The sequence below is a fragment of the Diaphorobacter nitroreducens genome, assembly GCF_002214645.1.
In the GTDB taxonomy this organism is placed as follows: Bacteria; Pseudomonadota; Gammaproteobacteria; order Burkholderiales; family Burkholderiaceae_C; genus Diaphorobacter; species Diaphorobacter nitroreducens.
The window spans coordinates 3,265,232-3,289,071 of the sequence record NZ_CP016278.1 but is presented as its reverse complement, the minus strand read 5'-3'; the positions used below and the strand labels follow the sequence as shown (position 1 = coordinate 3,289,071).

Here is a 23,840-nt window from a genome sequence, read left to right as displayed (position 1 = left end):
GACTCTCTCATGGACATGCAAACCTCCCCCGCCACCGCGCTGCGCATCGACGGCGCACGCCTGTGGCAATCGCTGATGGACCTCGCGCGCATCGGCGGCACCCCCAAAGGTGGCGTGTGCCGCATCGCCCTCACCGACCTAGACCGGCAGGGCCGCGACCTCTTCGTGCAGTGGGCGCGCGAGGCCGGCTGCAGCATCCGCGTGGACGCCATTGGCAACATCTTCGCGCGCCGTGCAGGCGCGGACGACAGCCTGGCGCCGGTGATGACGGGCAGCCACATCGACACCCAGCCCACCGGCGGCAAGTTCGACGGCAACTACGGCGTGATGGCCGGCCTGGAAGTGGTGCGCACGCTCAATGCCGCTGGCGTGCGCACCCGCGCCCCCATCGAGGTCGCCGTGTGGACCAACGAAGAAGGCTCACGCTTCGTGCCCGTGATGATGGGCTCGGGCGTGTTCGCGGGCGCCTTCACGCTGGAGCATGCCCTTGCACAGCGAGACGCCCAGGGCGTGAGCGTGGCCGAAGCCCTCGCCGCGATCGGCTACGCGGGCCAGGCCGGCGCAGCACCCGCCGTGGGCGCCTACTTCGAGGCGCACATCGAGCAGGGCCCGGTGCTGGAGAACCACGGGCGCGTGATCGGCGTGGTGCAGGCCGCGCTGGGCCAGCGCTGGTACGACGTCACCGTGCAGGGCATGGAGGCGCATGCCGGTCCCACGCCCATGGAATTGCGCCAGGATGCGCTGCTGGCCGCGAGTGCGCTGGTGGCCGAGGTCAACCGCATCGCCCTGGACCGCCTGCCGCATGCACGCGGCACCGTGGGCTCGCTGGAGGTGCACCCCAACTCGCGCAACGTGATCCCGGGCCGCGTGAAACTCAGCGTGGACCTGCGCGCGCCCGACGACGCCCAGCTACTGGACATGGACGCCGCGCTGCGCGCCGCCTGCGCGCGCATCGCCGCCGAGCGGGGCCTGGCCATCGACGTGGAGCAGGTGGTGTACTTCCCACCGCAGCCGTTCACGCCGCACCTGGTGGAGGCCGTGCGCGCCAACGCCGCGGACCTGGGCTACAGCTGCATGGATGTGGTGAGCGGAGCGGGCCATGACGCAGTCTATGTAGCGCGTGTGGCGCCCGCGGCGATGATCTTCGTGCCCTGCGCAGACGGCATCAGCCACAACGAGATCGAAGACGCAGATCCCGCCCATCTGGAGGCCGGCTGCAATGTGCTGCTGCGCGCCATGCTCGCCAGTGCCGGGGTGGTGGCATGAAGATCCTGATTGCGCGGCTCAACCACGAGACCAACACCTTCTCGCCCGTGCCCACACCGCTGGAGGCGTTCTCGCCGGCTTTTGGCGAGGCGGCCTTGCGCGCCAACAAGGGCATGCGCACGGCCATGGCGGCCTTCATCGACCTGGCCGAGGGTATAGGGGCCACGCTGGTCACGCCCGTGTCCGCCACGGCCAACCCCAGCGGTCCCGTGCACGCGAAGGCCTACGACGAGCTCACGCGCCGCATCGTCGAGGCAGCTCCCGGTTGCGATGCCATCCTGCTCGACCTGCACGGCGCGATGGTGGCTGAGCACACAGACGATGGGGAGGGCGATCTGCTCGCGCGCGTGCGCGCTGCAGCGCCCGGCGTGCCCATAGGCGTGGCATTGGACCTGCATGGCAACATCACCGAGCAGATGGTGCAGAGCGCCGACGTGATGGTGGGCTTCAAGACCTACCCGCACATCGACATGTACGAAACCGGAGAGCACGCAGGTCGCCTGCTGCTGCAGATGCTGCGCGGCGAGGCGCACTTTCGCGTGTGCTGGCACCGCCTGCCGCTCATGAGCCACACGCTGCGCAGCACCACGCTTGAGGGCCCGATGCGCGATGCCGTGGAGGCCGCGCGCGGCCTCGAACGTAGCGGGCTGCCCGCCGTCTCCGTGTTCGGCGGCTTCTCGCTGGCTGACATCGAGGCACCCTGCGTGAGCGTCGTCGCCACCTGCCGCGCGGAGGATACGGCCGCCACCCAGGATGCCGTAGACGGCCTGGCGCGGCAGATATGGCAGCGGCGGACGGAATATGTCTACCGCAGCGACCCATTGGAAGACTCTCTGCGCCGCGCGCAGGACATGGCACAAGGCGCCACCCGCCCCGTGCTGCTGCTCGACCACGGCGACAACTGCATGTCGGGCGGCACCTGCGACACCATGGACGTGCTGCAGGCCGCGCTGGAGCGGGGCCTCACCGGCATCGCCACGGGGCCTTTGTGCGACCCGGAGGCCGTGGCCCGGCTCATCGCAGCCGGCGAGGGTGGCGAGGTGGACGTCGACCTTGGCAACAAGGTGCCACTCGACCGCATCGGCCTGCACAAGAAGCCACTGCGCCTGCACGGCACGGTGCGCGCCGTGAGCGAAGGCAGCTACACCGTCACGGGCCCGATCTACACGGGCCAGCGCTGCCACATGGGGCGCACGGTGTTGTTCGATACCGGTAGCGCGCAGATCGTGGTGTCCGAGCAGACCCATGAGCCGTGGGACCTCGGTGTGTTCCACTGCGTGGGGCTGGATCCCACGCGCTTCCGGTTCCTGCTGCTCAAGTCACGGATGTACTGCCGGCCCGTGTTCACGCCCCTTTCCGAGGGCCTCGTCGAGTGCGACAGCCCGGGCGTAACCACATCGGACTATGCGCGGTTCCCTTTCAAGCGGGTGCGCCGGCCGGTATACCCGCTCGATCCGGCGTGAACACCGGCACATGGAACTGCCTGCACTGCGATCACAAGTGTTTCACTTGACGGCAGACTGACAGCCTCGCGTCCTACAATCGGCTCCCCTTACATACCGCCGACGGGGCGCAGTGCTCGCATGCCGCCACGTCGGCCATGCCTTCGCTGACGATTGGAGACGCTTGATGTCCGACAACACGGCCCACAACCCTACCGACAAGCGCGCCCTGCTGCGTCGTGCCGCACTCGAATATCACGAGTTTCCCCAGCCCGGCAAGATCACGATTGCTGCGACCAAGCAGATGGTCAATCAGCATGACCTGGCACTGGCCTATTCCCCCGGCGTGGCCGCGCCCTGTGAAGAAATCGTCAAGGACCCCGCCGCTGCCTTCCGCTACACCGCCCGCGGCAACCTGGTCGGCGTGGTGACCAACGGCACGGCCGTGCTGGGCCTGGGCGATATCGGCCCGCTGGCCGGCAAGCCGGTGATGGAAGGCAAGGGCGTCCTGTTCAAGAAGTTCTCGGGCATCGATGTGTTCGACATCGAGATCAACGAGAAGGACCCGGACAAGCTCATCGAGATCATTGCCTCGCTGGAACCCACGTTCGGCGGCATCAACCTGGAAGACATCAAGGCCCCAGACTGCTTCTACATCGAGCGCAAGCTGCGCGAGCGCATGAGCATTCCGGTGTTCCATGACGATCAGCACGGCACGGCCATCGTCGTGGGCGCCGCCATCCTCAACGGCCTGAAGGTGGCCGGCAAGGACCCAAAGAAGATCAAGCTCGTGACCTCGGGCGCCGGCGCGGCCGCGCTGGCCTGCCTGGGCCTGCTGGTCAAGCTGGGCATTCCACGGGAAAACATCTGGGTGACCGACCTGGCCGGCGTGGTCTACGAAGGACGCACCGAGCTCATGGACGAAGACAAGGTGCAATACGCCCAGAAGACGTCCGCCCGCACGCTGGCGGAGGTGATCGAAGGTGCCGACGTGTTCCTCGGCCTGTCGGCCGGCGGCGTGCTCAAGCAAGACATGGTCCGCAAAATGAACGCGCGCCCGCTGATCTTCGCGCTGGCCAACCCCAACCCCGAGATCTCGCCCGAAGACGTGAAGGCGGTCCGCGACGACGCCATCATCGCCACCGGCCGCACCGACTATCCGAACCAGGTCAACAACGTCCTGTGCTTCCCGTACATCTTCCGCGGCGCGCTGGACTGCGGCGCCACGACGATCACCACCGAGATGGAGATCGCCGCCGTTCATGCCATCGCCGAGCTGGCCCAGGCCGAGCAGAGCGAAGTGGTGGCTGCCGCCTATGTCGGCGAGCCGCTGGCCTTCGGCCCGGACTACCTGATTCCCAAGCCGTTCGACCCGCGCCTGATGATGAAGATCGCACCGGCGGTGGCGCAGGCCGCGGCCGACAGCGGCGTGGCGCAGCGCCCCGTGGCCGACATGGACGCCTACCGCGACCATCTGCAGACCTTCGTCTACGCGTCCGGCACGACGATGAAGCCGATCTTCACGGCGGCCAAGGTGGCTCCCAAGAAGCGCGTGGCCTTCTCCGAGGGCGAGGAAGAGCGCGTGCTGCGCGCCGCGCAGATCGTGGTGGACGAGAAGATCGCGCGCCCCACGCTCATCGGCCGCCCGGCCATCATCGCCCAGCGCATCGAGAAATTCGGCTTGCGCCTGAAAGAGGGCCAGGACTACGACGTGGTCAACGTGGAGCAGGACCACCGCTACCGCGACTTCTGGCAAACCTACCACCGCATGACCGAGCGCAAGGGCGTGACGGTGCCCATCGCCAAGATCGAGATGCGCCGGCGCCTGACGCTGATCGGCTCGATGCTATTGCACAAGGGCGAGGTGGACGGCCTGATCTGCGGCACCTGGGGCCACACATCGCACCATCTGCAGTACATCGACCAGGTGATCGGCAAGCGCGCCGGCGTGAACACCTACGCCTGCATGAACGGCCTGCTGCTGCCCGATCGCCAGGTGTTCGTGGTGGACACCCATGTGAACTACGACCCCACGGCCGAGCAGCTCGCCGAGATCACCATCATGGCGGCCGAGGAGATGATGCGCTTCGGCATCAAGCCCAAGGCAGCGTTGCTATCGCACTCCAACTTCGGGTCCAGCAACCAACCCAGCGCGGTGAAGATGCGCCAGACGCTGGACCTGCTGCGCGTGCAGGCGCCCTGGCTGGAGGTGGACGGCGAAATGCACGGCGACGTGGCGCTGGACGGCAAGGCCCGCTCGGCCCTCATGCCCCATGGCACGCTGGCGGGCGACGCCAACCTGCTGGTCATGCCCAACATCGACGCGGCCAACATCTCCTACAACCTGCTCAAGACCGCTGCTGGCGGCAATATCGCCATCGGCCCGGTGCTGCTGGGCGCGGCCGAGCCGGTGCACATTCTCACCGCCAGCGCCACGGTGCGCCGCATCGTCAACATGACCGCCCTCACCGTGGCGGATGCCAACGCGGCCCGATAACGGCCATGACAAGCGCCGCTCTACGAGTGGGCGCTGACAATTGCCCCTCGTTCCTGCCCATTTTTTGGGCAGGCGCTTGCCTTATGTGCGCCTTTTTGTCACACTAGCGGGTCGAAATTTCGGGTTAACCCGTAGTTTCTGAAAGGTGTAGTGGATGTTGCAGGCTGTCGCCATCCGGGCGTACAAGGCAATGGGGGCGTGCGTTCTGGGTGCTGCGGTCACGCTTGCGCCCGTGGTGGTGTCCGCGCGGCAGCTCCCTGACACTGCCGCCAATCCTCCCATCTCGCTGGCTGAGCTCCCCCCGCAGGGGCGGGCCACCTATGCGCTGATCCATGAGGGTGGGCCGTTCCCGTACGACAAGGATGGTTCGGTATTCGGCAACCGCGAGCGTCTGCTCCCCCTGAAGAAACGCGGCTATTACCGCGAATACACGGTGCGCACGCCGGGCGTGCGCCACCGGGGAGCGCGGCGCATCGTGTGCGGGGGCGCTCCCCGCACACCGGACGCCTGCTATTTCACCAGCGACCATTACGCGAGCTTTCGAGAAATCAGGGAATGAACGCCAGGAATGCCCCTTGCGGCAAATCCCCTGGCAAGGCCCCTGATGCATCGCACCAACGGTTTTTCTTCCGCTAGCCGCCTTCGCCAGGCTGTCGGATACTTCTATTCGTGGACCTCTAAAAGAAAGAGCAACGGAGATGGAAACGCCACTTCGTAAAGACCAGGAAACGCTTCTGCGCGGTGTGCGCCCCAATATCGTGCAGTCGATCCGTGCCTTCCGGGTGCACGACCTGCAGGACACGGCGCGCGCCATGGGCCACCATTTCCTGTATGCCAACCTGGCACATGCGCAGTCCAAGCAGGACATCCTGGACCTCATCGCCACGCAGTTCACCTTCCCGGCGCACTTCGGCAAGAACTTCGACGCGCTGTACGACTGCATGACCGATCCGCTGCACAAGTCGGGCCCGCAGCCGGGCTTCATCGTGGTACTGGAGCAGATCCCGATCACGGCCAAGTTCGACAAGGAAGCCCGCGAGCAATTGCTGGACATCTTCCGCGATGCCGCCGACTACTGGGGCGACCGCAAGATCCCGTTCCGCTGCTTCTATTCTTTTCTGTAGCCCGTTCTGCAACCGCCGGCCAGGCGGAACGGGCGCAGGAGGAGCACGGCAGTGCCGCCTCCCAGGCCATAGAGATCGCGATCGATCCCGTGGGCGAGAAGATGCCCACCGACAAGCTGGTGGACGTCTCCCCCATGGCGCTGCGCATGAGCAGCCCCTTCAACGCTGGCTACTGGCTCACGGCCGCGTGATGAAGCATGACCGGCCGCAGCCCTGCTCCGGCCGGTCACGGTTTTGCGCTTTGAATCAAATCGGGCGCTAGCGCCCTACCAATAAGCACGAGCAGCTCCTATTTCAGGAGCATTCCTGCGCCAATGCGACGTACTCGCTCACTGGCACCTCCTCGGCCCGGCGCTGGGTGTCGAACGTGCCGGCAAACTGCCGCGCTTCGAGCCAGCGGCCCAGCGTGTGGCGCAACAGCTTGCGGCGCTGGCTGAAGGCCACCTGCACCAATTCCTCCAGCACGGGCATCGACAGCGCCTCGGGCGCTTCGTGCGGCACCATGCGCACCACCGCACTGTCCACGCGCGGCGGCGGATCGAAGCTCTCGGGCGGCACGAACAGCACGTTCTCCATGGCGTAGCGCCATTGCAGCATCACCGACAGCCGGCCATAGGCGCTGGTCGCCGGCGCGGCCACCATGCGGTCGATGACTTCCTTTTGCAGCATGAAATGCTGGTCCGCAATGACCCGCACGTGCGCCAGCAGATGGAACAGGATGGGCGTGGAGATGTTGTAGGGCAGGTTACCGACCACTCTTATTTTGGGAGCATTCAGCGCTTGCGCTACCTGCGCAAAGTCCACTTTCAGCACATCGGACTCGATGACATCGAGCTGCCCGTGCTGGCGCAGCCGAGCGGCCAGGTCGCGGTCCAGTTCGACCACTGTGAGCCGGCCCAGGCGTTCGACCAGCGGCTGGGTCAGCGCCGCCAGCCCCGGGCCGATCTCCACCATGGGCTGCCCGGGCTCGGGCGCGATGGCGCGCACGATCGCATCGATGATGCCCTGGTCGCTCAGGAAGTGCTGACCGAAGCGCTTGCGCGGGATGTGCTTCATTGCGGAGCGTCGCGGTATTCCACGTAGGCCCGACCCCGGGCTTCCTGGATCCAGGTGGCGAAGGCCTCGTCGAGCTTCTTTTCGCGCACGGTGTCGCGCACCATGTCACGCTGCTCGCGCTGGGTGAGCTTGGCCTCGCGGCGCTCCAGCAGCTGGATCAGGTGCACCCCAAAGCGCGACACCACGGGGCGGCTGATCTCGCCAGGGCGCAGGGCATTGAGCGCCTCTTCGAATTCGGGCACGTAGCGCCCGGGCGATGCCCAACCCAGGTCGCCGCCGTCCTTGGCGCTGCCGTCCTGCGAATACTCGCGTGCCAGCGCCGCGAAGTCGGCGCCGCCGCGCGCGACGCGATCGCGCAGATCCTCCAGCCGCTCGGCCGCCTGGCGTTCCGACAGGTTGGCATTGGTGCGCAGCAGAATGTGGCGCGCGTGGCTCTGCACGGCCGTGGTGGGCACGCCGCTCTGGGTCTTGTCCACCACCTTCAGGATGTGAAAGCCCGCGGGCGAGCGCACCGGGCCGACCACGCTGCCCACGCTGGCTTGCTGCGTGACGTTCACGAACAACTCGGGATAGCGGTCGGCCGGGCGCAGGCCCAGCAGTCCGCCGTTGGCGCCTTCGGGCGCATCGGAATACTCGCGCGCCACGGCGCCAAAGTCGCCACCCGCCTGCACCTTGGCCAGCGCCTCCTGCGCGCGCGCCGAGCGCTGGGCCACCTCGTCCGGGCCGGCGTTCTCAGGCACTTTCACCAGGATGTGACCCAGGTTGAGTTCCAGCTTGCCCGGGCCGGCGGCCTGCCGCTGCTCGCGCAGGTACTGGTCCACCTCCAGGTCGCTCACACGCACGCGCGATTCCACGTCGCGCTCGCGCAGGCGCAGCGCCAGCAGTTGGTTGCGCAGTTCTTCGCGAAAGCGCTCCTTGCTGATGCCATCGGCGGCCAGGCGCCGGTGCATTTCGTCCACGCTGATGCTGTTCTGCCGCGCCACCGACTGCTCGGCCTGGTTGACGGCATAGTCGTCCACCTTGATGCCGGTCTCCTTGGCCTGCTGCACCTGGATCTTCTCCAGGATCAGGCGCTCCAGCACCTCCTTGGCCAGCAGCTCCTGCGGCGGAACCTTGCCGCCCTGGCTGGCGATCTGCTGCACCACGCGCTCGGTGCGCTGGCGCACCTCGTTGTTGGTGATGGGCTCGGAATTGACCACGGCGACGATGTAATCCGCCTGCCGCGGCGCATTGGAGGCCGTCGCCCCGGCCGGCGGCAGCAGCGTCGCTGCGGAAGGCAGGCGCGGCTGGCCGGAGGCCGATGGGCGCAGCCCCTGCGCATGGGCGCTCATGGGCACCAGCGGTGCGACGGCGGTCAGGCAGACCAGGCCCAGGGTCAAGGCACGGTGTTTCATGGCGTGGTGCAAATTCATGGTGCAAGGCGGCGCGTCCCCCAAGCGGGGCGGCGCGCAAGGCGATCAATCGTACTGGGTGAAGCGGCTGGGGGTGGACACGCTTTCGCGCAGGAACTGGTAGCGCGGCACATTCTGCTTGAGGCTGGACAGCGGGTTGGAGCCCAGCGACAGGCGCGAGAAGCCGATGAATTCGATCTGGAACATGAGCCGGGTGTTGGACGACGTGACGCTGCGCTGCAGGCGCTCCAGCACCACTCGACCGATCCAGCAGCAGCTCTCGTACTCCAGGCCCACCACGGTGTCCACCAGTTTGCGGTCCTGCAGGCTGTAGTTCAGCCGCCCCACGCTGTACCAGCGCCCCCCGGCTGAGGAAGGCTTGTCGCCGCGGTCGCCCCACAGGTCGTTGAGCGGCCACTGCCAGCCCACGTCGATCTGCTCGCTGGGCTCGGTGATCAGGCCGGTGACCTTCTGCATGCGGTAGGCCGCGCTCACCGTGCGGTAGTTGCCGGGCGAATAGCGCGCCCCCACCGTGGTGCGCAGGGACCGGCCGGTCTTGGGGTTGTATTGCACCGTGGAGTCGAAGCCCCACTGCGGCGTCCAGTTGATGCCCGCGCCCAGCAGCACGTCCGACAGCCGCTCGTTCACCGGCGAGCCGCCGGGCATGGTGACTTCCTGGTCGGAAAAGCGCACGCGCTGTGCCACGCCGAAGCGCGCGGCCTCGGCGCCGGTGTCGGGGTCGAGCAGGCGCGTGGTCACGCCCAGCGTGAGCAGGTTGTTGTCGGCCAGCCGGTCCTGTCCGCCAAAGGCGTTCTCGGTGTAGATCGACGCGAAGTTGAAGTCGTTCACCGCGGTGTCGTAGATCGGCAGCAGGCGCTGGTCGCGGTACGGGGTGTAGGTGTAGAAGGCGCGCGGCTCCAGGGTCTGCAGGAAGTCGCGGCCGAAATAGCGAGCGTCGCGCTCGAACACCAGGCCGCTGTCCAGGCTGAACGTGGGCAGCGTGCGGCTGGCGGTGCGCTGGCCGTTGGCCAGCGGCGCATCGAACTCGTAGTGCGTGCTGTGCAGTTGCACGCGCGGTGTGATGAAACCCGCCGGCGCCAGGAACGGCCGGCTGACCTGCGCCATGGTGTAGCTGCGCTTGGCGTTGGGCTGGCCGGTGTAGGCGCGATCGGCGTGAAAGCTGGTGTAGTCGGCCTCGACACTCGCATCCAGCCCGCCGGCCAGCTGCAGCGGCCGGTATTCCCAGCGCAGCTGCGGCATGCGGTCGTAGGGCGGAATGATGGGCGCGTTCACGTCCTGCAGCGTTTGCCACTTGAGGGTGCGCAGCAGCAGCGAATGCTCGCCGCGCGCCCAGTTCAGCGTCGCGTCGCCCGGCAGCAGGCGCTGGGTGAGCTGGTCGTTCACGCCGCTGCGGCCACTGTTGCGCTGGGAAAAATCGCGCCAGTAGTTGTCGTCGCTCACGCGCTTGATGTCGATGCCCAGTCCCACGCCGCCTACGGGCGTGTCAAAGGTAGCGCGGTGCTTGATGCCGTAGGCCCAGCGGTCGCGGTCGCGCAGCCGGTCGTTGGGCATGTAGTCGGCCGTCAGCTCGCCGCTGTAGCGCGGCTCCAGGTAACGGAACTCCGTGCCCAGGGCCACGCCGCGCCGCGTCATGACCGTAGGCGTGATGGTGGCGTCGCGGTTGGGCGCAATGTTCCAGTAGTATGGCTGCGCGTACTCGAAGCCGCTGACGCTGTCCAGCCCGAGCGTGGGCGGCAGCAGGCCGGACTTGCGCCGGTCCGACAGCGGGAAGGTGATGCGCGGAATCGGCAGCACCGGCACGCCCTTGAACTCCAGCACGCCATTCTCGGCCGTGCCCACGTCCTCCACGCGGTCCAGGTGGATGCGCTCGGCGCGCAGGATCCAGTCGGGCTGCCAACTGGCCTCGTCGGTGCGCTCGCAGGTGGTGTAGGTGGCGTTGTGCACCACGGAACGGTCGCGGTCGAGGAAATCCACGCGCGAGGCCTCGCCATGCGCCGCGGTCTCCAGGAAGCGATAGCGCGCGTCGCTGAAGAAGCCGGTGAAGGCCTCCACGCGCAGGTCCAGCTGCGAGCCTTCATACCGGTTGCCCGCGCGGTTGATGAGCACGTTGCCGCTGGCGCGCGCGCGGTCATCGGCCACGTCGTACTGCATGCGGTCGGCATGCACCACCGTGTCGCCGCGGCGCAGCTCGGCGTTGCCCTCGATCGTGGCCTGGATGTCCGGTTGGCCCGTCACGCGGTCTCCGCGCACGAACACCGGCAGTTGCTGGCGGATGCCGTAGGGCAGCACCTCCTGCAGGCGCGGGCTGGAGCGCAGCGCCGGCGCAGGCTCGGTCGGGACAGCGTCCGCCGCGGGCTGTGCCTGGGCCAGCACGGCCAGTGGCACGCCGCACAGCATCAGGGCCGCCAGCCGCGCCAGCAAGCGGCGCGGAGGCAGGGGCGCGGCGAATGGGCGGTGCGTCGGGACGTGCAGGGCGTGGGGCAAGGGGAGACGATCCATGGATTGCGACGGACGGCGGGCCGCTAGGCACGGGCACCGCGGGCCACCCCGCCGGGGAAGGCCGGGTTTGTAGAATCCGATTATCCATGAGCCACCCCTCTTCCCCCACTCCGGCGGGCACATCCGAGCCGGCCACGGGCGCCGTGCACACGGGCGCCGTGCATACGGGCGCCGTGCATGCGAGCGCCGTGCATTGGACCGACCCGGCCCGCCAGGCAGCCTTCAACGCCTGGCTGGCCCCGCTGGCCGCCTCGCTCCAGTTGCGGCCCGAGTCCCTGCGCCCGGCGTCCGCGGACGCGAGCTTTCGCCGCTACCTGCGCCTGGACGCTGTTGATGGCACCAGCCGCATCGTCATGGACGCGCCGCCCGACAAGGAAGACTGCCGCCCGTTCGTGCAGGTGCAGGCGCTGCTGCAGGCGGCCGGCCTGCGCGTGCCGCAGATCCTGGCCTGGGACGAGGCGCACGGCTTCATGCTGCTGTCCGACCTGGGCGCGCAGACCGCCATCGAGCGCCTGGACCCTGCCTACCCGGCCGCCGCGCACGCCTGGTACCTGCAGGCCGTGGACCTGCTCATCGACTGGCAGCGCGCCTCGCGCCCCGGCGTGCTGCCGGCCTACGACGAGCCGCTGCTGCGCCGCGAGCTGCAGCTCTTTCCCGACTGGTACATCGCCCGCCACCGCCAGGCCACGCTGACCGACGCCCAGCAAACCACGCTGGCCCGCGCCTTCGACGCCATCGTGGCGCAGAACCTGGCGGCCCCCAGCGTGTACGTGCACCGCGACTTCATGATGCGCAACCTGATGGTGGGTGCGGACGAGCGCCTGGGCGTGCTGGACTTCCAGGACGCGGTCTACGGCCCCGTGACCTATGACATCGCCAGCCTGATGCGCGACGCCTTCATCAGCTGGGAAGAAGACTTCGTCATCGACATTACCGTGCGTTACTGGGAGAAGGCCCGCCGTGCGGGCATTCTCGGCGCCGCGAGCGGCAGCGGCTGGGGTGCGGACTTCGGCGACTTCTACCGCGCGGTGGACTTCATGGCCTTGCAGCGCCACCTGAAGGTGGCCGGCATCTTCGCGCGCCTGACGCTGCGCGACGGCAAGCCCAAGTACCTGGCCGACGCACCGCGCTTCATCGCCTACATCCGCCAGACGGCCGGCCGCTACCGCGAGCTGTCGCCGCTGCTGCGGCTGGTGGACGAACTGGAAGGCACCCAGGCCGCCATGGGCTACGCCTTCGGGCGCGTCTAGGTTTACAGGCCAAATCGGCCTCCAGCGCTTGTCCACCAAGCGCTGGCAGCTACTATTTTTGAAAGATATGCCCCGTTTTCATTGCCCCCTGCCACTGGCCGCTGATGCGCAGCTCACGCTGCCGCCGACGGCCGCGCGCCATGTGCAGGTGCTGCGCCTGCAGCCGGGCGACGCGGTCACGCTGTTCAACGGCGAGGGCGGCGAGTGGAGCGCCACCGTCACCCACATGGGCCGCAGCGACGTGCAGGTGCAGGTCGGCAGCCACAGCGCCGTGGAGCGCGAGGCCGCGCGCGCCGTGCACCTGGTGGTGGGCATGCCCGCCAACGAGCGCATGGACTGGCTGGTGGAAAAGGCCACCGAGCTGGGTGCCGCGAGCATCCAGCCGATTGCCGCAGCACGCAGCGTGCTCAAGCTGTCCGGCGAGCGCGCCGCCAAGCGCCAGCAGCACTGGCAGGCGATTGCCGTGGCGGCCTGCGAGCAATGCGGGCGCAACCGCGTGCCCTCCGTGCACGCGCCGCTGTCCCTGGCCGACTGGCTGCGCCAGCCCCCTGCCGACGCACTCGCCCCCGACGCGGCGCGCCTGCTGCTGTCGCTGCGCAGCGGCAGCCGCCCGCTGCGGGAAGCCGCGGCCGAGGCGGGTGCCGTCTGGGTGCTGCACGGCCCCGAGGGCGGCCTGACCGCGCAGGAGGAAGACGCCGCGCTGGCCCAGGGCTTTGCGCCGGCCAGCCTGGGCGCGCGCGTGCTGCGGGCGGAAACTGCCTCGGTGGCGGCACTGGCGCTGCTGGGGCTGGCCTGATGCGCGCACTGGCCCCGGACGACCTGGCGCCACAGGTCGGCGATGACGCGCTGGACAACGGCGTGGGCGCAGGCATGGGCGTAGGCATGGGCGCCATCGCGGACTTCTTTCGCGACGCCTACAGTTTTGACGATACCGCGCAGGACTCCCCGCTGCTGTGGCACCTGTCGCGCCAGCAGCCGCTCACGCAGGCGCTGAGCGGCCTGTTCCACGGCCCGGCGGCACTGGTGCAGCTGCGCGTGTGGGTGTTCCTTCAACTGGCGGCGCAGGGCGACGCGCAACTGCCGCGCGAACGCATCGACGAACTGTTTCACGCGCTGCGCCCCGAAGCGCTGGAGACGGTGCTCAAGCGCCTGCGCGACGTGGGCCTGCTCGCCTGGGACGAGACCCAGCGCAGCTACCACCTGCCCGCGCTGGCCCAGCGCGTGGCCGGCCTGCTGGCGCCGCTGACCAGCCCCGCGCCCGAGGACGACCACGCCGACGGCGGCGAACTGGCCGCCCTGCTGGGCCAGGTGGTGGGCGCCAACCAGCTGGGCAGCGTGGATGCCGGCCAGGTGCAGCTGCTGCAGGCGCAGCTGGCGCGCCTGCACGGCGAGTTTGCCGACGCCATCGCCAGCGGCTCAGAGTTCCGCCTGCGCGAGGCGCGCAAGCGCTACGACCGCGCAGCCCAGCTCATCGACCGCGCCTCCGATGCCATCACCGCCATCATCGGCAACAGCCACGGCCACCTGCTGCTGGAGCGCGCGGCGCGCGGCCTGGGCCAGGCGCAGTCGCGCCTGCTGGCCATGGCCAGCCAGTTCAACCGTGCGCTGCAGCAGGTGGACCGCCAGCGCGTGACGCTGGGCACCACCGGCATCACCAGCACCGACGTGAAGCGCTGGCTGCAGGCCGCGCCGCAGCTGCACCGCCTGCTGGACGGCGCCGTGGCCCAGCCCACGCAACTGGCCACGCTGGCCCCGCACGAGCTGCTGGACGTGGTGGAAGCCGAGTTCGAACGCGACCGCCCCCAGCCCGCGCTGGCCGAGGCCCTGCCCAGCGCGCAGAGCGCCCCGGCCGGCACGCTGACCGCCGTGGCCCTGCCGCGCGAGCTGGGCGACCTGAATGCGCTGCTCGCCGAATGGGCCCGCGACGGCGGCCATGCCGATGCCGCCCGCACCGCGGCCGAGGCCCTGCTGGGCCCGCGCCCCGGCGCCACGCGCTACGCGCAGCTGGCCTACAAGGCCCAGCTCATGCCCCTGCTGGGCGATCCGCAGGCCGCCGTGCTGCCGGGCCTGACGGGCGAGCTGGCGCGCCAGCCGTGGCGCATCGAATGGCAGCCGCAGGCCGAGCCGCTGGACCACCACCAGGTGGAGCTGCTCAGCCGTGGCCGGCTGGTGCCGGCCGAACCCGACAGCCCCCAGGGCACCGAGGAAGTGAAGAATGGATGACGCCGCCCTGCTGATCGCCGAGCTGCTCACGCGCCGCTGGCTGCCCCGCAGCCACCCACGTGTGAAGCGCGCGCTGGTCGATGCCGAACTCTTTGCCCAGGTGGAGCAACGCCTGGCCCAATCCGGCCTGCGCTGGATGGACAGCATCTACGCGGACCACGTGAGCGTGGCCCTCTTGAGCGCCGCGCAGAACGGGGTGATGGGCGAGTCTGGCCTGAACGCCAACAACAACCTGGAGCTGCCGCGCGATGCGCAGGCGCTGCTCATCGTGCTGTGGGCGCTCATCGTTTTACCGAAGCGCGAGCGCCAGACCAGCCGCGTGCAGGAGGCCGACGCGGGGCAGAACGACTTCTTCCCCGGCGCCAAGCCCCTGCCCCAGGCCAGCGTGGCCAGCCCCGTGCTGTCGTACAAGGCGCTGCTGGAAGACTACGGCCCGCAGCTGGGCAAGAAGCTGCGCCTGGACGCCAACCTCAAGCTGCTGGAGCGCCACGGCTTCATCCTGCGCCGCCAGGACGAGATCGCCGAGGGGCCGCTGCTGGACGTGCTGCTGGACTACGACGTGCTCGCCCCGCGCATCCTGGACGGCGCGCTGGCCGACGTACTGCTGCGCGAGCGCGCGGCCGCGCCGGAATCCGAGCCAAATCAGCCTCTAACGCGCGAACAGCAAGCGCCAGAAGCTATGAATAACGAAGCATCCACGGTGCAGGAGAACTGACCGCCATGTTCCACCTGCAAACCCTGGAACTCGTTCACTGGGACTACTGCCAGCGCGTGTCGCTGCCGCTGGACGGCTCCATCATCACGATTGCCGGCCCTAACGGCTCGGGCAAGACCACGCTGCTGGACGCCATGCGCACCCTGCTGGGCCTGCGCTGCTCGGCCCCGCGCGACTACCGCACCTACGCGCGCCACGCCGGCGCGCAGACCGCCTGGCTGCGCGCCGTGGTGGACAACCGGCCGCAGGGCCGGCAAAGCTCCAGCCGCCCGTTTGCGCGCCGCCTGCTCTACAGCGACCAGGTCACGCTGGCCTGCCGCATCGACAAGAACGGGGGCGACTGGCAGCGCCGCTACTGCCTGGTGGAGGGCGATGTCTCCATCGAGCAGCTGCTGGACATGCCCGAGAAGGACCTGGGCTTCATGGGCGTGGAGGCCTGGGGCCGCGTGCTGGCCGCCGCCGGCCTGTCGCCGGCGATTGCGCGCGTGCTCTCGCTGGAGCAGGGCCAGACCGACCGGCTGTGCGAATTCAGCCCGCGCGAGCTGCTGCGCCTGGTGTTCGACGTGTTCGGCGACCAGCAGGTGCTGGACGCCTACGACCAGGCGCGCGAGCACCAGCAGCAGCTGGCGCGCGAGATGGCGCAGGCCGAGCGCGAGCTGGACCACAGCCGCGCGCAGCTCTCCGAACTGCACAACCGCGTGACCAGCTACAAGACCTGGCAGATGCGCCTGGCCGAGCGCGAGCGCCTGGCCACCGAGGTGCTGCCCGTGCTCGGCTGGTGGGGCGAGCGCGAACAGCTCACCAAACAGTCGCGCGAGCTGCGCCGCCAGAAGGCCCAGCACCGCGCGGCCCTGGCGGAGCAGGCGGTGCAGAACAAGCGCCTGCTGCACCTGCTGGAGGAAGGCACGCGCGCGCAACAGCAAGCCGAGCAGCTGCGCGCAGAGCGCGACCAGGCGCGCACGCAGCTGGACGAGGCCACACGCCACGAGGCCCCGCTGGAAAAGCTGGCCCAGCGCGAGCAGGAGCTGCTGGCGCTGGTGGACAAGGGCAGCAATGCCGACGAATTGCAGGCCCACCTGGCCCAGTTGCAGGACAAGGAATCGACCCTGCAGGACGAGCGCAGCCAACTCACCCAGCGGCGCAAGCTGGCCGCCGCGCAGCTCGCCGCGCTCGAAGGCCAGAGCCTGCCGCCGCTGCCGCCCGAGGTGCTGCGCTTTCGCAAACAACTGGCCAACGCGGGCATCGGCCACCGCTTCGTCGCCGAAACCGTGGAGGTGCAGGACGAGCGCTGGCGCGCCGCCATCGAGGGCGTGCTGCGCGGCCACCGCTGGGTGGTGCTGCTGGACCAGGCCAACGACCTGGCCGAGGCCTGGGAGCTGGGAGAGCGCGAGCGCTTCCGCCACTACATCGTCGAGCCGGGCAGCGTGGCGCTGAAGGGCGAGAGCGGCACGCTGCTGGAGCATGTGCGCTTCACCGCGCCCGTGCCGCGCTGGCTGGTGCAGCAGCTGCAGAACCTGCGCTGCGTGGCCGACCCGCGCGAAGGCAAGAAGCTGGGCGGCACCTGGATCACACCCCAGGCCTACATGCACGACGGGCGCGGCGCGCGCTCCATGTGGGTCGAAGCGCATGAGCACCAGTTCGGCGCCAGTGCCGTGCAGGCACGCCGCAGCGCGGCCGAGCGCGACCTGGCCCGCATCGATGCGCAGCTGGCACCCGTGCTGGACCAGCTCATGGCCCTCAAGCGCCAGATCACCGACACCCGCCGCGCCCTGGAAGGCCACAGCGCTGCCGAGGAGCTGGCGCGCCGCAGCGACGAGTTTGCCCAGGCGCGCGAGCAGTTGCCCGCCGCCAAGCAGGCGCGCGTGGCCGCGGCCCAGCTGTGGCAGCGCCTGGAGCAGGAATCCACCCGCGCGCACGACCGCCACCGCGCCTTCAACGACGAGCACAAGCGCCTGGAGGCGCAGCTGCAGCGCGCGCGCGGCGACAGCGAGCGCGCCGCGCAGGAGTGGAGCGCGCGCCGCCGCCAGCAACAGGGGGCCGTGGCCCGCAGCCAGGCCCAGCGCGCGCAGTTCCCGGCGCGCTGGATCACGCCCGCCGCCATGGGCGCGCTGGTCGACGAATACGTGAACGACACCCAGGCCAAGCTGCGCCTGCATGCCGTGGAGCAGGAGCTGGAGCAAGGCACCTGGGAGCAGGACGCCACCGTGGAAGAACGCCACCGCCGCATGGACGTGACGGTGCGCGAGCAGGCGGCCAGCCTGTCGGACCACCAGGTCAAGAACGCCCAGGCCGCCACGGCGGTGCTGAACGCGCGCGAGAGCTACATCGAGGTGCTGCGCAGCACGGTGCGCCGCTACCGTAAGAACATCCAGGAGCTGGGCCAGCTGGCCGGTGTGGAAGTGGCGGCCGACCTCCCCCTGCTGGAGAACGACGACACCGTGCTCGCCCAGGCGGGCCTGAAGGTGCATTTCGCCTTCGACGGCAAGGGCAGCATCGGCCTGAACGACGGCGAGGCCTCGGGCGGGCAGCAGGTCATCAAGTCGCTCATCCTGCTGGTGGGCCTGCTGAAAGACGAGGAAAGCGGCTCGGGCGGCTTCGTCTTCATCGACGAACCCTTCGCCCACCTAGACGTGCGCAACATCCAACTCGTGGGCCACTTCCTGCGCAGCACGCGCGCGCAGTACGTGCTGACCACGCCGATCACGCACAACCTGGAGGTGTTCGAGCCCGCCGAGATCACCCTCGTGACCAGCAAGAAGCCCGCCGGCAGCCGCTGGGCGCCGCCCATCGCCGTGGCCAAGCGGCGCGGCGTGCCGGAGCTCAAACCCCTCAGCGCATGACCGCCCTGCGCACGCAACCCAACGGGCACAGTCGCCGTACGCGGCACGGCGCACCGTGGACGAGCCTGCCAACGTTGCGGCCCGCCCAACAGGCCCTTTTGTGCGACTGGCTGCGCGCCGACGCGGCAGAACGCCAATGGCAGTCCCTAGTGGACATTGCGGGTGCGCAGCGGCTGGAAGCGCTGGGCATCGCCCGCTTCGCGCCGCTGTTGTGGCTGGGCGGCTCGCTTCCTTTGAAGACACCGGGGGCTGCATCGACGTAGCGGCTGCCGGCCTGTGCAGCCTACCCACGCGCCTGTTTGGCGCGCCGGCGCAGGTGCGGGCGCCCCGCCGCTACTGGCTGATCGAGAACCGTGCAAGCTTCGAGCGCCAGGCACTGGCGGCCGCGCCCGGCCCTTGCGTGGTGTGGCTGCCCGGCCAACCGCCGCAGAGCTGGCGGGAGGCGATGCAGTGGCTGCAACATCGTCCCACGACAGGGCATCGGGACAACTCATCACCCCCCCCTGGCAGGCCAGACCTACAGCTCACGGCAACTACCTATTCTCAGATCGCGCGCGGGCCGCCTACAGTGCACACAGCGTGCGCGGTCCGCAGCCCCCCGCCCCTGAGAAAAGGAGCTTGCGTGAACCAGGAGGCCACGGGCCGCCGCGGCCTTGCCCAGCGGACGCTGGATGCACTCATCACGACCGATCCCCATCAGCGCATCCGCCTGGCCATGGCGGGGTTGTCGGCGCTGCTGATGCTGGGCTGCATCGGGGCGATGCACCTGGTGGCCGCCGCAGGCCTGACCGATCCCGTGCCGGTGTACTGGTGGACCCTGGCGTGCGGCGCGGGCATCACCACGGTGTTCGTGCTCATCCGCAGCGGCGCCAGTCGGCGCTTTGCCGACCCGTCGCTCACGCTGTTCCAGATCGTCTATGCGATCGCCTGCAACGCGGCGGCCTATGTGATCGCCGGCCCCGCGCGCGGCATTGCGCCACCCATTCTCGCGGTCATCATGATGTTCGGCGTCTTCGGGCTCACCCCCCGCCAGATGGTGGGCGTGGCGCTCTACGGGCTGGCGGCCTTTGGTGCAGCGGGCGCCGTGGTGCAGTGGTGGCATCCGCGTTGGCTGCCGCCTGACAGCCAGCCGCCGGCGCTGTCGGCGGCTTACCTGGTCATGATTGCGGTGGTGCTGGCCAGCAGCACCTTTCTCACCACGCGCGTGCACAGCGCACGGGCCCGCCTGCGCAGCCAAAAGCGCGAGCTGGCCGCCGCCGTGGAGCAGATCCGCGAACTGGCCATCCGCGACGAGCTCACAGGCCTGCCCAACCGAACCGCCGCTGCATGTTGGAGATGATGCGGCTGGAGCATGCGCGCGCCCAGCGCAGCCGGCAGCCCCTGCTGCTGGCACAGCTGGACCTGGACCATTTCAAGGTGGTGAACGACACGCACGGCCATGCGGCCGGCGACGTGGCGCTGCAGTCGTTCGCGCAGACGGTGCACGGCTGCGTGCGGGGCAGCGACCTTCTGGCGCGCTGGGGCGGCGAGGAGTTCCTGCTGCTCATGGCCAATACCCACCCGGCGGACGGCATGCGTCTACTGGAGCGCGTGCGCGCCACCGTGGCCGCCACGCCGGTGGCCCTGCCAGGCGGCACGCAGCTGTCTTTGACGGTGTCGGTCGGGCTGGCGGAACTGGCGCCCGGCGGGGGCACCGCCGCGCTGCTGCAGCGCGCGGACACGGCGCTCTACGGCGCCAAGCGCCTGGGGCGCAACCGCGTGCTGCTGGCGCACTGACGGTGGATTGCTCCTGAAAAAAGAGCTGTCAGCGCTTTCCACACAAGCGCTGCAGGCCGATTTGGCTCAAGCCGCTACGGGCTGCGCCTGGCGCACCGGGCAGCGCTGCTCCAGCCACGATTCCAATTGCGCGAACACGGGCGCCGCGTCGCGCTCGTTGAAGATCTCGTGGTACAGCCCTGCAAAACCCTGGGCATGCACCACGGCCGGGGGCGCCGCTGCCGCGAAGGCACGGCTGCCCGCGGGATTGACGATGCGGTCGTCCTCGCCCCACAGCAGCAGCGTAGGAACCGTCCAGCGCGCGGCGCGCGCCAGCGTGGCGGGGCCGGCATCGGCAATGAAGCGCGCCAACCGCGCGCTGATGCGGTCGTGGCAACGCCGGTCGGCCCGGTAGGCGGCCACCACGGCCGGGTCGTGCGACAGGTGTTCAGGGTTCAGGCCGTTGCCCACGCGCAGGTTGGGCACCAGCCGGGGCAGCGTGGCCAGCAGCAGCTTTTGCAGCGGGTTCATGAAAGTGGCCAGCGCGGGCGACGAGAGCACCAGCGCATCCACGGGGCGCACGCCCCGCGCCACGAAGCTCGCCGCCACCAGCCCGCCCATGCTGTGGCCCAGCAGCACCAGCGGCTCGCCGGGCCGCAGCCGCGTGCGTGTGGCGTCCACCAGGTCCGCCAGGTCGGCCAGCAGGCGCAGGTCGCTGGTGAGGCCGCCTCGCGGCCCGCCGGAGTCGCCGTGGCCGTAATGGTCGTAGCCGCGCACGCTGAAGCCCCAGCCGTTCAGGCGCTGGGCCAGGGCCTCGTAGCGCCCCGCGTGCTCGCCCAGGCCGTGCACCAGCAGCACGGCGCCGCGGCGCTCCTGCGCGGGCAGCGGCCAGTCCTGTACGGCGAGGTTCTCGCCGTCGCTGGCGGTGAAGGGGCGCAGCGTGGGTTCGCTCAGTTCCTGCATGGCCGTGCGCGTTTTCAGGCCGGCATGCTGGCGATCACCTGCGCCACGGCCGCGGTGAGCTTCTTGGCGTAGGGCACGTGCAGGAACTCGTTGGGGCCGTGGGCGTTGCTCTTGGGGCCGAGCACGCCGCAGACCATCATCTGCGCCGTCGGGAAACCGCGGCTCAGCATGTTCATGAGCGGAATCGTGCCGCCCTGGCCGATGTAGCCGCAAGGCGCGCCGAAGTGCGCCTGGCTCGCGGCGTTGAGCGCCTGCTCGAACCACGGCGTGATGGCCGGGGCGTTCCAGCCGCTGGCCGCGCCATCGGGGGCGAAGGTGACCTTGGCCTGGTAGGGTGCGTTGTCCTCCAGCACGGCCTTCATCTCCTGCAGGCAGGCAGCGGCGTCCACCAGCGGCGGCAGGCGCAACGACAGCTTGAAGGCCGTGTAGGGGCGCAGCACGTTGCCCGCATCCTGGAGGGCGGGGAAGCCCTCGGCCCCCGTCACGCTGAGCGTGGGCTCCCAGGTGCGCTTGAGCAGCGCCTGTACCGGGTCGGTGGTGGTGGGCAGGGCAAACACCGTGCTGCCACCGCAATCGGCATGCGCCCAGGGGAAACGCCTGTAGACCTCCTCGCCCAGGATGGCGGCGGTGGCCCGCGCCTGCGCCAGGCGGTCGGGTGGCACCTCGCAGTGGAAGTGCGCAGGCAACAGGCGGCCCGTGGCCGAGTCCTCCAGCCGGTCGAGCACCTGGCGCATGATGCGAAACGACGACGGCACCAGACCCGATGAGTCGCCCGAGTGCACCCCCTCGGTGAGGATCTGGACCTTGAGCGTGCCGCTGGCCATGCCGCGCAGGCTGGTGGTGAGCCACAGCTGGTCGTAGTTGCCCGCGCCCGAGTCCAGGCAGATCACCAGCGCCACGTCGCCCAGGCGGGTCTTCAGCGCGTCGATGTAAGGCAGCAGGTCGGCGGAGCCGCTCTCCTCGCAGGTCTCGATCAGGCCCACGATGCGCGGGTGCGGCACGTTCTGGCGCTTGAGCTCCTGCACCGCGGCCACGCTGGCGTAGACCGCGTAGCCGTCGTCGGCGCCGCCCCGGCCGTAGAGCTTGCCGTCCTCGTACTTGGGTGTCCACGGGCCCAGGTCGCTGCGCCAGCCCTCGAATTCGGGCTGCTTGTCCAGGTGGCCGTACATCAGCACGGTCTGCGTGGACCGCGGCTGAGTGGCCGCCACCTCGAAGAACAGTACCGGCGTGCGCCCCGGCAGGCGCACGATCTCCAACTGCAGGTCCGCCACCTTTTGGGCCTCGACCCACTGTGCGGCGTTGCGCAGCACGGTCTCCAGGTGGCCCTGTTCGCGCCAGTCGGGCGCAAAGCCCGGCGACTTGGCGGGGATGCGGATGTAGTCGGTGAGCTGCCGCAGGATGTCTTCGTCCCACACCCGCCCCACGCGTTCCAGCGCGAGTGCGGCATCCAGGGCGGCGGCGGGCAGGCGGTCGTTCATGGCGGAACCTCTGTCGGTGCGCAAAAGGCGCAGGATACGCCAACACCCGCCGCCCGGCGACGGCGATCTGCACGGCGCCCTATCAGTCCACCGCCGGTGCGGGCGCGGGGCGCGGTGCCGCCAGCGCCGTGGACTCCACCCGGTTACGCCCGGCGAGCTTGGCCGCATACAGCGCCTCGTCGGCCCCCTGAACGAGCCTGTCCCAGCCGTCCGCGGGCTGCAGGGGCCCGCCGCACACGCCGATGCTCACGGTCACCGGTATCTCCTTGCCGCCGCCCACACAGGGCAAGCGCTCCACGGCGCGGCGCAGCGTCTCGGCAAGCTCCAGGGCCCCGCCGAGCGGGGTGTGCGGCAACAGGACCATGAATTCTTCACCCCCGTAGCGACCCACCAGGTCCTGCGCCCGCAGGCGCGTGCGCAGCAGGTCCGCCACATGGCGCAGCACGCTGTCGCCCGCCAGGTGGCCATGGCTGTCGTTGACGGACTTGAAGTGATCAATGTCCACCAGCATTACCGCGTAAGGCTCGCGCAGGCGCACGGCGCGGGCCACATCGCGCTCCAGCGCCATGATGAGCGAACGGCGGTTGACCAGCCCCGTGAGCGCATCGTGCGCGGCGAAATAGCGGTTGTGGGCATCGGAGCGGTCCTTGCCCATGAGGATGAAGCCCAGCGAACTCAGGATCACCACCACGAAGGCCGCCATGAAGGTGATGGACTGCATGGCGTTGCCCTGCATCAGCCCCTCGACCGGTATGTCGCGCGTGGCGGCGAGCATTCCGCGCACCCCCAGCAGCAGTACCTCCATCACCAGGCCCACGCTGAGCAGCGTCGCGCCGCGCAGGGACGCAGCCGGCCGCTCGCGCCACAGGGACCACAGCACCATGCCCAGCTGCAGCGGTGGCACCACGCCCGCCGTGACGATGCGTGCGCGGTAGTCGTCAATGAAGAACGCAAACAACAGCGCTGCCGCCGCAACCGGCACCGCCATGCGGCGCCACGGCAACGCCCGCCCCTGGAACTGGTGCACGGCCGCCAGCACCATGGCGAACGTGCCCGACAGCAGCGTGTTGGCCAGGACGATGCTGGCCCAGTCGGACACCAGGCCGCGCAGGGCGTACAGCACGTACGTGGAGGTGTGCATCATCAGCCCCAGCGCCCACAGGCTGATGCCCTCGCGGCGCCCCGGCCGCACCGCGCCCAGGGATGCCGCCATGGTGAGGGAAGCCGCCGCGGTCATCAGCAGCATGGTGGGCACATCGAGGAACGGCATGGAAACGGCAAGGGTGGGCGCGCCCCGGGCCAGGCGCGCAGCGCGCGAGG

At 69.6% G+C, this 23,840-nt stretch carries 19 protein-coding genes; 13 read left to right on the top strand and 6 right to left on the bottom strand.

From position 1 onward, the window contains the following. Positions 1-9: 9 nt before the first annotated feature. The 5 genes from BA022_RS15420 (at position 10) to BA022_RS15400 (ending at position 6,329) form a co-directional block, all read left to right on the top strand. A complete protein-coding gene (locus tag BA022_RS15420) occupies positions 10-1,266 on the top strand; it encodes a Zn-dependent hydrolase (RefSeq protein WP_088888029.1) in 1,257 nt (418 codons plus the stop codon). Continuing rightward, positions 1,263-2,729: a M81 family metallopeptidase gene (locus BA022_RS15415; RefSeq protein WP_088888028.1), complete on the top strand. Its 1,467-nt coding sequence runs from the start codon at positions 1,263-1,265 to the stop codon at positions 2,727-2,729. Before BA022_RS15420 ends, BA022_RS15415 begins: the two co-directional genes overlap by 4 nt. 166 nt (positions 2,730-2,895) lie before the next feature. Next, a complete protein-coding gene (locus tag BA022_RS15410) occupies positions 2,896-5,205 on the top strand; it encodes an NADP-dependent malic enzyme (RefSeq protein ID WP_015914674.1) in 2,310 nt (769 codons plus the stop codon). A gap of 154 nt (positions 5,206-5,359) precedes the next feature. Next, complete coding sequence (locus BA022_RS15405) at positions 5,360-5,764, top strand: guanyl-specific ribonuclease (RefSeq protein ID WP_011807185.1); 405 nt, start codon at positions 5,360-5,362, stop codon at positions 5,762-5,764. 139 nt (positions 5,765-5,903) lie between these two features. After that, the gene (locus BA022_RS15400; protein WP_011807186.1) at positions 5,904-6,329 is read left to right on the top strand and encodes a barstar family protein; all 426 of its coding nucleotides are present in this window, start codon (positions 5,904-5,906) and stop codon (positions 6,327-6,329) included. Positions 6,330-6,623: 294 nt separating this feature from the next. Here BA022_RS15400 and rsmA read toward each other — a convergent pair whose 3' ends face one another. From rsmA to BA022_RS15385, 3 genes are all read right to left on the bottom strand, one after another. Beyond that, positions 6,624-7,385, bottom strand: a complete 762-nt coding sequence (rsmA, locus tag BA022_RS15395; protein ID WP_047349233.1) for a 16S rRNA (adenine(1518)-N(6)/adenine(1519)-N(6))-dimethyltransferase RsmA — start codon at positions 7,383-7,385, stop codon at positions 6,624-6,626. Continuing rightward, positions 7,382-8,779 (bottom strand): peptidylprolyl isomerase, encoded by a 1,398-nt coding sequence (locus BA022_RS15390; RefSeq protein ID WP_418236096.1) that lies wholly within the window; start codon positions 8,777-8,779, stop codon positions 7,382-7,384. Before BA022_RS15390 ends, rsmA begins: the two co-directional genes overlap by 4 nt. A 63-nt stretch (positions 8,780-8,842) precedes the next feature. Then, positions 8,843-11,296, bottom strand: a complete 2,454-nt coding sequence (locus tag BA022_RS15385; protein ID WP_088888026.1) for an LPS-assembly protein LptD — start codon at positions 11,294-11,296, stop codon at positions 8,843-8,845. 86 nt (positions 11,297-11,382) lie between these two features. Here BA022_RS15385 and BA022_RS15380 point away from each other — a divergent pair, with 86 nt between their 5' ends. The 8 genes from BA022_RS15380 to BA022_RS19505 all read left to right on the top strand — a co-directional run bounded on the left by BA022_RS15380 (position 11,383) and on the right by BA022_RS19505 (position 20,100). After that, positions 11,383-12,546 carry an aminoglycoside phosphotransferase family protein gene (locus BA022_RS15380; RefSeq protein ID WP_088888025.1) on the top strand — a complete coding sequence of 388 codons (1,164 nt, stop codon included), beginning with the start codon at positions 11,383-11,385 and terminating at the stop codon, positions 12,544-12,546. Positions 12,547-12,613: 67 nt separating this feature from the next. Beyond that, complete coding sequence (locus BA022_RS15375; protein WP_015914679.1) at positions 12,614-13,342, top strand: 16S rRNA (uracil(1498)-N(3))-methyltransferase; 729 nt, start codon at positions 12,614-12,616, stop codon at positions 13,340-13,342. Continuing rightward, on the top strand, positions 13,342-14,769 hold the full coding sequence (locus BA022_RS15370; RefSeq protein WP_088888024.1) for an efflux RND transporter periplasmic adaptor subunit: 1,428 nt from the start codon (positions 13,342-13,344) through the stop codon (positions 14,767-14,769). The genes BA022_RS15375 and BA022_RS15370 overlap by 1 nt, the downstream gene beginning before the upstream one ends. After that, on the top strand, positions 14,762-15,484 hold the full coding sequence (locus BA022_RS15365) for a hypothetical protein (RefSeq protein ID WP_088888023.1): 723 nt from the start codon (positions 14,762-14,764) through the stop codon (positions 15,482-15,484). The genes BA022_RS15370 and BA022_RS15365 overlap by 8 nt, the downstream gene beginning before the upstream one ends. 5 nt (positions 15,485-15,489) lie before the next feature. Then, positions 15,490-18,324 (top strand): ATP-binding protein, encoded by a 2,835-nt coding sequence (locus BA022_RS15360; protein WP_088888022.1) that lies wholly within the window; start codon positions 15,490-15,492, stop codon positions 18,322-18,324. Beyond that, on the top strand, positions 18,321-18,587 hold the full coding sequence (locus tag BA022_RS19210; RefSeq protein WP_148665185.1) for a hypothetical protein: 267 nt from the start codon (positions 18,321-18,323) through the stop codon (positions 18,585-18,587). The genes BA022_RS15360 and BA022_RS19210 overlap by 4 nt, the downstream gene beginning before the upstream one ends. A 359-nt stretch (positions 18,588-18,946) precedes the next feature. Beyond that, positions 18,947-19,663, top strand: coding sequence for a hypothetical protein (locus tag BA022_RS19510; RefSeq protein ID WP_228403622.1), 717 nt, complete (start codon positions 18,947-18,949; stop codon positions 19,661-19,663). Then, the gene (locus BA022_RS19505) at positions 19,651-20,100 is read left to right on the top strand and encodes a GGDEF domain-containing protein (protein WP_228403620.1); all 450 of its coding nucleotides are present in this window, start codon (positions 19,651-19,653) and stop codon (positions 20,098-20,100) included. Before BA022_RS19510 ends, BA022_RS19505 begins: the two co-directional genes overlap by 13 nt. A gap of 66 nt (positions 20,101-20,166) precedes the next feature. On the opposite strand, the gene BA022_RS15350 is transcribed toward BA022_RS19505, so the two are convergent. The 3 genes from BA022_RS15350 to BA022_RS15340 form a co-directional block, all read right to left on the bottom strand. After that, positions 20,167-21,042: an alpha/beta hydrolase gene (locus BA022_RS15350; protein ID WP_088888021.1), complete on the bottom strand. Its 876-nt coding sequence runs from the start codon at positions 21,040-21,042 to the stop codon at positions 20,167-20,169. A 14-nt stretch (positions 21,043-21,056) separates the two neighbouring features. Further along, a complete protein-coding gene (locus BA022_RS15345) occupies positions 21,057-22,520 on the bottom strand; it encodes a M20 family metallopeptidase (protein ID WP_088888020.1) in 1,464 nt (487 codons plus the stop codon). 82 nt (positions 22,521-22,602) lie between these two features. Further along, positions 22,603-23,790, bottom strand: coding sequence for a GGDEF domain-containing protein (locus BA022_RS15340; protein WP_088888019.1), 1,188 nt, complete (start codon positions 23,788-23,790; stop codon positions 22,603-22,605). Positions 23,791-23,840: the final 50 nt, after the last annotated feature.